The sequence below is a fragment of the Streptomyces spongiae genome, assembly GCF_009377185.1.
In the GTDB taxonomy this organism is placed as follows: domain Bacteria; phylum Actinomycetota; class Actinomycetes; order Streptomycetales; family Streptomycetaceae; genus Streptomyces; species Streptomyces spongiae.
In genome coordinates this window covers 1-8234 of the sequence record NZ_VJZC01000453.1, presented here as the reverse complement: position 1 = coordinate 8234, position 8234 = coordinate 1, and the positions used below count along the sequence as shown (strand labels likewise).

Sequence of the window (8234 nt, the reverse complement as noted above, 5' to 3'; positions counted from 1 at the left end):
GCCCGGAGGGGAGGCCCTCATGCGCCCGAGTGCCGAAAGGAGCAGGTCACGTGCGTGGGATCACCAACACCGCCATGGCGTGCGTCACCGCGGGCGCCCTCTGCTGCGGCGCGTGGCTGCTCCGCGGCGGCACCGGACACGACGCGCCGCCCCAGCCGTCGGCGGCCCAGGCCCACACCCGCTCCGAGTCCGGGTCGGGGTTCGAGGAGTCCGAGGTGCCGCCCGCGGTGCCCGCCCTGCCGCCGTCCCCGCCCAGGCGCGTCCGCATCCCCTCGATCCGCGTGAACGCCCCCCTCACGGGCCTCGGCCTCACCTCCACCGGCAGCCTCGACGTCCCTCCGGCGACGGAGGAGAACCTCGTCGGCTGGTACGAGGCCGGCACCACTCCCGGTGAGAGGGGCACCGCGATCGTCGCGGGGCACGTGGACACGGCGGACGGGCCCGCCGTCTTCTACCGGCTGGGAGCGCTCACGAGGGGCGCCCGCGTCGAGGTCGAACGGCGGGACGGCGCCGTCGCGCTGTTCTCCGTCGACGCCGTGGAGGTGTACGACGCCCGGGCCTTCCCCGACGAGAAGGTGTACGGCGCCGCCGACCGACCCGAGCTGCGGTTGATCACCTGCGGTGGCGGCTACTCCAGGCAGACGGGCTACCGGGGCAACGTGGTCGTTTTCGCCCACCTCACCGGCGTACGTCCGGCCCGCGGGCGATGACGACGGCCGTCCGCCGGCGCAAGGTCACGGTCGCGATCACGCCACCCACTGCTGATACGCCAGGTTCGCCACCAGCGCGAACACCACCACCAGCAGCACGACCCGCACGAACCCGCTGCCCTTCTTCAGCGCGGTGTGCGCCCCCACCGTCCCGCCGACCAGGTTGAACACGGCCATCAGCGCGGCCAGCTGCCAGTACACCGTGCCCTTCCAGGCGAAGGTCGCGAGGGCGCCCGCGTTGGTGCAGCAGTTGACGATCTTGGCGGTGGCGGAGGCGGTGACGAGGTCGAGGTGGAGGACGGCGGTGAGCGCGAGCACCAGGAACGTGCCCGTGCCGGGGCCGACCAGCCCGTCGTAGAAGCCGATACCGACACCGGCGAGCCCGATCGCGGCCAGGACGCGCCGCGCGGAGACGGGCCCGGTGGCGGGAGCCGTGCCGAAGGCGGGGCGGAGGATCACGAAGGTGCCCACGGCGAGCAGCACCACCATCACGACGGGCTTGAGCACCTCCGTGCTCATCAGGGCCGCGACGAACGCCCCGGCCGTGGACCCGGCGAGCGCCCCCAGCCCGATCCGTACCGCCACCCCGACGTCGACGGGTGTCCTGCGCGCGTACGTCACGGCCGCGCCCGACGTGCCGACGATGGCCACCGCCTTGTTGGTGCCGAGCGCGTACTGGGCGGCGGACGAGGAGTTCGGCAGCCCGAGCAGCAGCACCGGGAGCAGCAGGAGCCCTCCCCCGCCCACCACGGCGTCGATCCATCCGGCCGCGAGGGCGGCGAGGCACAGCAGAACGACCATGGTCAGGGATATGTCGGGCATGATCGGGACCCTATCGGGGCCTTGTCGGGACCCTGCGGACGGGATACATGCGCCGTCCACGGAATTGAGCGTGCACTGGGCTCCGGGGATGTCCCGCGGGGTCCAGGAGGGCCCTTCCGGAGATCGAAAACGTGTCCAAAGCGCCTGACCAGGTGATTCGCGCCCCCTCACAGCCCACACCGGGCCGACGGAAACCCCTCACATCCCGTCCGGCCCCGTGCTGAGGGCAGCGTTCCCCGCGGGAAACAGACGTGATGCGGTCGGGTAACACCGGCATCGCACGCTCAAGGGCATGACCTCGAATACGCGTGTGGTGGTGATCGGCGCCGGCCTCGCGGGCGTACGTCTCGCCCGGCGGCTCGGTGAGCTCGGTGTGCCCGCCGTCCTCGTGGGCGAGGAGGAGCACACCCCGTACAACCGCGTGCTGCTCGCCGACGTCCTGGCCGGACGGTACACGCCCGAGGTGATCGCGCTTCCGGCGCCCGCGGAGATCACGCGCGGCCGGGTCACCGGCATCGACCGCGCGGCCCGCGAGGTGGTCTGCGCGGACGGTTCCGTGATCGCATACGACACGCTCGTGCTCGCGACCGGCTCGAACCCCGTTCTGCCGCCGCTGCGCGGTCTGTTCGACCCCGAGCGGCACGAACTCCCCGAGGGCGTCCACGCGTTCCGCACGATGGACGACTGCCTGGGACTGTCGAAGGCGGTACGGCCGGGTACGAAGGCCGTGGTCATCGGCGGCGGGCTCCTCGGTGTCTCCGCCGCCCGTGCCCTCGCCCGGCGCGACGCCCAGGTGGTGCTCGCCCAGCAGGCCGAGCGGCTGATGGAGCGCCAGCTCGACCCGTCGGCCTCGAAGCTGGTGCGGCGCCATCTGGCGGAACTCGGGGTCGAGGTGCACACCGAGTCGCGCGTCCGTGGCGTGCGCTGCGTCGAAGGGGCCGTACGGTCCGTGGAGATGGCCGACGGGTACGCGCTCGACGCCGACATCGTCGTCCTCGCCTGTGGCGTCCACCCGCGTGTGGGTATCGCCGAGCAGGCGGGCCTCACCGTCCGCAAGGGCGTCGTCGTCGACGACGAACTGCGCACCTCCGACCCGCACATCCGGGCCATCGGCGACTGCGCCCAGCACGACGGCCAGGTCTACGGCCTCGCCACTCCGGCCCTCGAACAGGCCGACGTACTCGCCGAGTTGATCGCCGACGAGGCCGGGATGGGCGGCGACGCGACCGCCCGCTACACCGGCACCCGCGCGCTGACCCGGCTCACCCTCGCCGGAGGGGACTTCTTCGACCTCGCCGCGTTCGGCGAGCCCGAGCCCCGCCCCGGCGACGACGTCATCCAGCTCGCCGACGCCACCCGGGGCACCTACCGCAAGGTCGTCGTCCGCGACGACCGCCTGGTCGGCGGGGTGCTCGTCGGCGAACTCGGCACCGTCGGCGCGCTCGCCCGCGCCTGGGAGGGAGCAGAGCCGCTCCCCGAGAACGGCGCTCCTCTGCTCCACCTGCTCACCAACGATGGAGGCTCCTGATGACCGCCGCCCTGGGGGCCACCCCCACGATCGTGCTCGTCGGCCATGGCATGGTCGGCCAGCGCTTCCTCGAAGCGCTCGCCGAGCGCGGCCTGACCGCCACGCACCGCGTGGTCGTGCTCTGCGAGGAGCCGCGTCCCGCGTACGACCGCGTGGCGCTCACCTCGTACTTCTCGGGCAAGACGCCCGAGGACCTGTCGATGACGGACATGGAGTTCATCGAGACGCACGGCATCGAGCTGTACATCGGTGACCCGGCGGAGTCCGTCGACCGTGAGGCCCGCAAGGTCACCGCCAAGTCCGGCCAGGTCTTCGAGTACGACGTCCTCGTCCTCGCCACCGGCTCGTACCCCTTCGTGCCGCCGGTCCCGAACAAGGACGCCGAGGGCTGCTTCGTCTACCGCACGATCGAGGACCTGCTCGCGATCGAGGAGTACGCGAAGACGAAGGCGACGACCGGTGCCGTGGTCGGCGGCGGTCTGCTCGGCCTGGAGGCGGCCGGTGCCCTGAAGGGCCTGGGCGTCGAGGCGCACATCGTGGAGTTCGCGCCGCGTCTGATGCCGGTGCAGGTCGACGACGGCGGTGGCGCGGCCCTGCTGCGCACCATCGAGGACATGGGCCTGAGCGTCCACACCGGGGTGGGCACGCAGGAGATCGTGACCGATGCCTCGGGCGCCGTGACCGGCATGAAGCTGTCCGACGGCTCCGAACTCGCCACCGACATGGTGGTGTTCTCCGCCGGTGTCCGCCCCCGCGACCAGCTCGCCCGTGACTGCGGCCTGACGGTCGGCGAGCGCGGCGGCATCACGGTCGACGAGCAGTGCCGTACGGTCGCCGACCCGCACGTGTTCGCGATCGGCGAGTGCGCGCTGGCCTCCGACGGCCGGGTGTACGGCCTGGTGGCGCCCGGTTACGAGCAAGCCGAGACGGCCGCGGCGACCATCGCTTCCGATGAGGCGGCTTTTGTCGGCGCCGACCTGTCCACCAAGCTGAAGCTGCTCGGCGTGGACGTGGCGTCCTTCGGTGACGCGCACGGCACGACGGAGGACTGCCTCGACGTCGTCTACGCCGACTCCCGCGCGGGCGTCTACAAGAAGCTGGTCATCGGCCGCGACGGCGAGCTCCTCGGCGGCATCCTGGTCGGCGACGCGGAGGCGTACGGCACGCTGAAGGCCTTCACCGGTTCGGTTCCGCCGGTCTCGCCCGAGTCGCTGGTGCTGCCGGCCGGTGCCGGCGCCCCCGCCCAGCTCGGCCCCTCCGCGCTGCCGGACGAGGCGATCATCTGCTCCTGCAACAACGTCACCAAGGGCACCATCCGCGGCGCGGTCACCGACCACCAGTGCACGACCGTGCCCGAGGTGAAGAAGTGCACCAAGGCCGGTACGACGTGCGGCAGTTGCGTCAAGGTCCTCGGCCAGCTGATCAACGCCGAGCTGGAGGCGTCCGGCGTCGAGGTCGACAAGGGCCTGTGCGGCTGCTTCTCGCAGACCCGCGAGGAGCTGTACGAGATCGTCCTCGCCCTGCGCATCAACACCTACCAGCAGCTCCTCGACCGCTACGGCCGTGAGGACGCCCGCGGCGGCGACGGCTGTGAGGTCTGCAAGCCGGCGGTCGGCTCGATCATCGCCTCCCTCGCCCCGACGATCGGCGCGAGCGGCTACGTCCTGGAGGGCGAGCAGGCGTCGTTGCAGGACAGCAACGACCACTTCCTCGCCAACCTCCAGAAGAACGGCTCGTACTCGGTCGTCCCGCGCATCCCCGGCGGTGAGGTCACCCCGGAGGGGCTGATCGTGATCGGCGAGATCGCCCGCGACTTCGGGCTCTACACGAAGATCACGGGTGGCCAGCGCATCGACATGTTCGGCGCGCGGGTGGAGCAACTCCCCCTCATCTGGACCCGGTTGGTGGACGCCGGCTTCGAGTCCGGGCACGCCTACGGCAAGTCCCTGCGCACGGTGAAGTCCTGCGTGGGCCAGACCTGGTGCCGCTACGGCGTCCAGGACTCCGTCCGCATGGCGATCGACCTGGAGCTGCGCTACCGGGGCCTGAGGTCCCCGCACAAGCTGAAGTCGGCGGTCTCCGGCTGCCAGCGCGAGTGCGCGGAGGCCCAGTCGAAGGACTTCGGCGTGATCGCCACGGCCAACGGCTGGAACCTGTACGTCGGCGGCAACGGCGGCGCGACCCCGCGCCACGCGGACCTGCTGGCACAGGACCTCTCCGACGCCGAGCTGATCCGTCTGATCGACCGGTTCCTGATGTTCTACATCCGCACGGCGGACCGCCTGGAGCGTACGAGCGTCTGGCTGGAGCGGATCCCCGGCGGCCTGGACCACGTCCGGGACGTGGTCGTGGAGGACTCCCTCGGCATCTGCGAGGAGCTGGAGTCCCTGATGGCGGACCACGTGGCGCACTACGCCGACGAGTGGGCCACGACCATCAACGACCCCGAGAAGCTGGCCCGGTTCGTCTCCTTCGTGAACGCGCCGGACACCCCCGACCCGGTCGTCGGCTTCGTCCCCGAGCGCGACCAGATGAAGCCCGACCTGCCGCTGCTGTCCATCGGTATGCGACCCGCCGAAGAAGTCCTGGAAGGAAGCGCCCAGCGATGACCCTGGCTCCCGAGAAGACCGACCTGAAGATCCAACTGCAGCTGGACGGCGAGGCTGACGCCTGGTTCACCGTCTGCGACCTGAAGGCGCTGCTCCCGGGCCGCGGTGTGGCGGCCCTGCTGCCCGACGGCCGCCAGGCCGCGCTGTTCATGGACCGCGCGGGCAAGCTGTACGCGATCGACAACCGCGACCCGTTCGGCGGCGCCGCGGTCCTCTCCCGCGGCCTCACCGGCACCCACCAGGGCCGCCCCTTCGTCGCCTCCCCGCTCCTGAAGCAGCGCTTCGACCTGGAGACGGGCGAGTGCCTGGACGACGAGGCGGTACGGGTGGCGACGTACGAGGTGCGGGCGCAGTGAGGTAACGCCCACCCAATGGGCACAGGTGGCCCGGAGCTCCAGAGCCGCGGAGCTTCGGGCCACGTCTGTGTGCTCAGCGGCACGTAATCAGTGTGCTCGGCGGCACGCCTGCGTGCTCAGCGGGTGGCCTCCAGCGGTCTCGGGGGCCGGTGCTCCGACGGCGGGGTTCCGGCCCGGTTCGGGTTGGGAGCGCACGGGAGGTGGACCACCGCGTCGAGGCCGCCGCTCGGGGCGGGGCGCAGGACGGCCTCGCCGCCGCCGGCGTGGGCGAGGCGCTGGACCAGGGCGAGCCCCAGACCCGTACCGCCCTTGGGGGCGTCGGGGGCGCGCCAGAAGCGGTCGAAGGCGCGGCGGCGCTGTTCCTCCGTCATGCCGGGGCCCTCGTCCATGACATGCAGCTCGACCCGGCCGTGGCCTGCGCGGTGGTGCGGGAAGGCGTGGGGGAATCGGCGTTCCTGGGCGGCCGGACGGCGCAGGTCGATGAAGACGGTCGAGCCCGGCGGCGACACACGCAGCGCGTTGGAGAGCAGGTTGTCCAGGATCTGCTCCACCGCGCCGGGCACCGCCAGCACCTGGCCCGCGTAGTCGCCCGCCCGCGCCAGCGCCACACCGTGCTGCTCGAACAACGGGGCCCAGGCGCGGTGCCGTTCCACGCACACCCCGTCCACGTCCACCCGCTCGCGTTCGGCGGCGCTCTCGTCGAGGCGGGCCATCGCGAGCAGTCCCTCGACCATGCGGGCCAGCCGGTCGGTCTCGGTCATCGCGGCGGTGAGGCTGCCCCGGGCGTGCAGGGCGATGTCGGACTCCAGGTTCTCCAGGCGCAGCCGCAGCGCCGCGAGCGGGGTCTTGAGCTGGTGGGAGGCCTCGCCGGCGAAGGCTCGCTGGGAGGCCAGGAGGTGTTCGAGGCGGGCGGCGGTGCGGTTGAAGGTGGCCGCGAGGCTGCGTACCTCCGGCGGCCCCTTGGTGATCGCCACCGGCCGCACCGCGCCCGTGTCGGCCAACTGGTAGGTGGCGATCTCCAGTTCACGGATGGGGCGGCCGGTCCAGCGGGCGATCGCGAACCCGACGACGGCGACCGCGGCGAGGACCGCCAGCCCGCCGAGGATGAGCAGCAGCCAGACGTGCTGGACGCGCTCCGCCACCATCCGGGTCGGCACCGTGATCCGCACGGCGCCCTGTTTCTCCACGCCGTGCGTGACCGGCGCCGAGATCGCGATGTACTCGACACCGCCGATGGTGGAGGTGCGCACGTCCGCCGTGGAGTTGCCCTGGAGCGCCGCCGCGATACCGGGCCGGGTGGCCAGCGTGCCGGAGTCCGCGTCGGGCACCGGGTGCGAGGTGGCCAGCAGTTCACCGGACTGGTTCACGATCAGCACCATGCCGCCGATGCGCGCGGCACAGTGGTTCGCCCGCGTGGGCAGGTCCTGTGCCGCGGTCCCGGCGGTGATGGACAGCGAGGCGTACGCCGACACCGACTCCGCCTCGTCCTTGGCCGCGTTGATCACCCGCTCCAGCTCGCCCCGCGAGTAGATGAAGCCCAGCGGGATCTCCAGGCAGAGCAGGACCAGGAGGGTGAGGGCGAGGTAGCTGAGCAGCAGGCGCCTGGTCATCGATACGCCGCCTGGGGCCCTGGCGCCGGGTACGGGGTCGGCGGCCGCATGTGCACCGCCAGCCGGAACCCGACCCCGCGCAGGGTCTGGATCCACGCCGGGTTGCCCAGCTTCCGCCGCAGCGTGGCCACGTGCACGTCCAGCGTCTTCGTCGGGCCCTCGTAGTGCGGGTCCCACACCCGGTCGAGGATCTGCTGCCGCGAGTACACCGCGCCCGGGTCCTCGGTGAGCAGGGCCAGCAGCTCGAACTCCTTGGGCGTCAGGGCGATGGGCGAGTTCCCCACCCACACCTGCCGCGTACGCCGGTCCACGACGAGCGGCCCGGCGGCCTCCTCGGGGGCGGCTTCGGGTGGCGGTGCGGCGTCGAAGGAGGGATCGGGGGCCTCGAAGGAACGGGGTGGGCCGAACGAGCCGGTGGTGTCGAAGGAACCGGTTGGGTTGGGCGAGTTGATCGGGTTGGGCGAGTTGGGCGAGTTGGCTGGGTTGTAGGAACTCGTCGAGTCATAAGTGCTCGTGGAGTCGTAGGAACCGGTCGCGTCGAAGGAGCGTGTGGAGTCGACGGGGCCGGCCTCGAAGCCCCGCGCGGACTCGAACTGCCG

7 protein-coding genes are annotated in these 8234 nt (G+C 72.0%); 4 read left to right on the top strand and 3 right to left on the bottom strand.

Annotated features, from left to right (window positions below):
- Positions 1–74: 74 nt before the first annotated feature.
- Positions 75–710 (top strand): class F sortase, encoded by a 636-nt coding sequence (locus tag FNH08_RS37890; protein WP_152776065.1) that lies wholly within the window; start codon positions 75–77, stop codon positions 708–710.
- 36 nt (positions 711–746) lie between these two features.
- Here the strand turns inward: FNH08_RS37890 and FNH08_RS37885 are convergent, their stop codons facing one another.
- Complete coding sequence (locus tag FNH08_RS37885) at positions 747–1532, bottom strand: sulfite exporter TauE/SafE family protein (protein ID WP_152776064.1); 786 nt, start codon at positions 1530–1532, stop codon at positions 747–749.
- Positions 1533–1824: 292 nt separating this feature from the next.
- On the opposite strand from FNH08_RS37885, the gene FNH08_RS37880 reads away from it, so the two are divergent.
- From FNH08_RS37880 to nirD, 3 genes are read left to right on the top strand one after another with little or no spacing between them, the layout of a single operon-like run.
- Complete coding sequence (locus FNH08_RS37880) at positions 1825–3060, top strand: NAD(P)/FAD-dependent oxidoreductase (protein WP_152776063.1); 1236 nt, start codon at positions 1825–1827, stop codon at positions 3058–3060.
- Complete coding sequence (gene nirB, locus FNH08_RS37875) at positions 3060–5669, top strand: nitrite reductase large subunit NirB (RefSeq protein WP_152776062.1); 2610 nt, start codon at positions 3060–3062, stop codon at positions 5667–5669. The genes FNH08_RS37880 and nirB overlap by 1 nt, the downstream gene beginning before the upstream one ends.
- Positions 5666–6025, top strand: a complete 360-nt coding sequence (gene nirD / locus FNH08_RS37870) for a nitrite reductase small subunit NirD (RefSeq protein WP_152776061.1) — start codon at positions 5666–5668, stop codon at positions 6023–6025. The genes nirB and nirD overlap by 4 nt, the downstream gene beginning before the upstream one ends.
- 116 nt (positions 6026–6141) lie before the next feature.
- On the opposite strand, the gene FNH08_RS37865 is transcribed toward nirD, so the two are convergent.
- The gene (locus FNH08_RS37865; protein ID WP_152776060.1) at positions 6142–7635 is read right to left on the bottom strand and encodes a sensor histidine kinase; all 1494 of its coding nucleotides are present in this window, start codon (positions 7633–7635) and stop codon (positions 6142–6144) included.
- A partial coding sequence (locus tag FNH08_RS52530; RefSeq protein WP_228034601.1) for a winged helix-turn-helix domain-containing protein occupies positions 7632–8234 on the bottom strand: 603 nt, incomplete at its 5' end. The genes FNH08_RS37865 and FNH08_RS52530, both read right to left, overlap by 4 nt.

Excerpts from the sequence above, each read along its gene's own strand:
- FNH08_RS37890 (WP_152776065.1), top strand. The coding sequence starts at position 75 with ATGGCGTGCGTCACCGCGGGCGCCCTCTGCTGCGGCGCGTGGCTGCTC.
- FNH08_RS37885 (WP_152776064.1), bottom strand. The coding sequence starts at position 1,532 with ATGCCCGACATATCCCTGACCATGGTCGTTCTGCTGTGCCTCGCCGCC.
- FNH08_RS37880 (WP_152776063.1), top strand. The coding sequence starts at position 1,825 with ATGACCTCGAATACGCGTGTGGTGGTGATCGGCGCCGGCCTCGCGGGC.
- nirB (WP_152776062.1), top strand. The coding sequence starts at position 3,060 with ATGACCGCCGCCCTGGGGGCCACCCCCACGATCGTGCTCGTCGGCCAT.
- nirD (WP_152776061.1), top strand. The coding sequence starts at position 5,666 with ATGACCCTGGCTCCCGAGAAGACCGACCTGAAGATCCAACTGCAGCTG.
- FNH08_RS37865 (WP_152776060.1), bottom strand. The coding sequence starts at position 7,635 with ATGACCAGGCGCCTGCTGCTCAGCTACCTCGCCCTCACCCTCCTGGTC.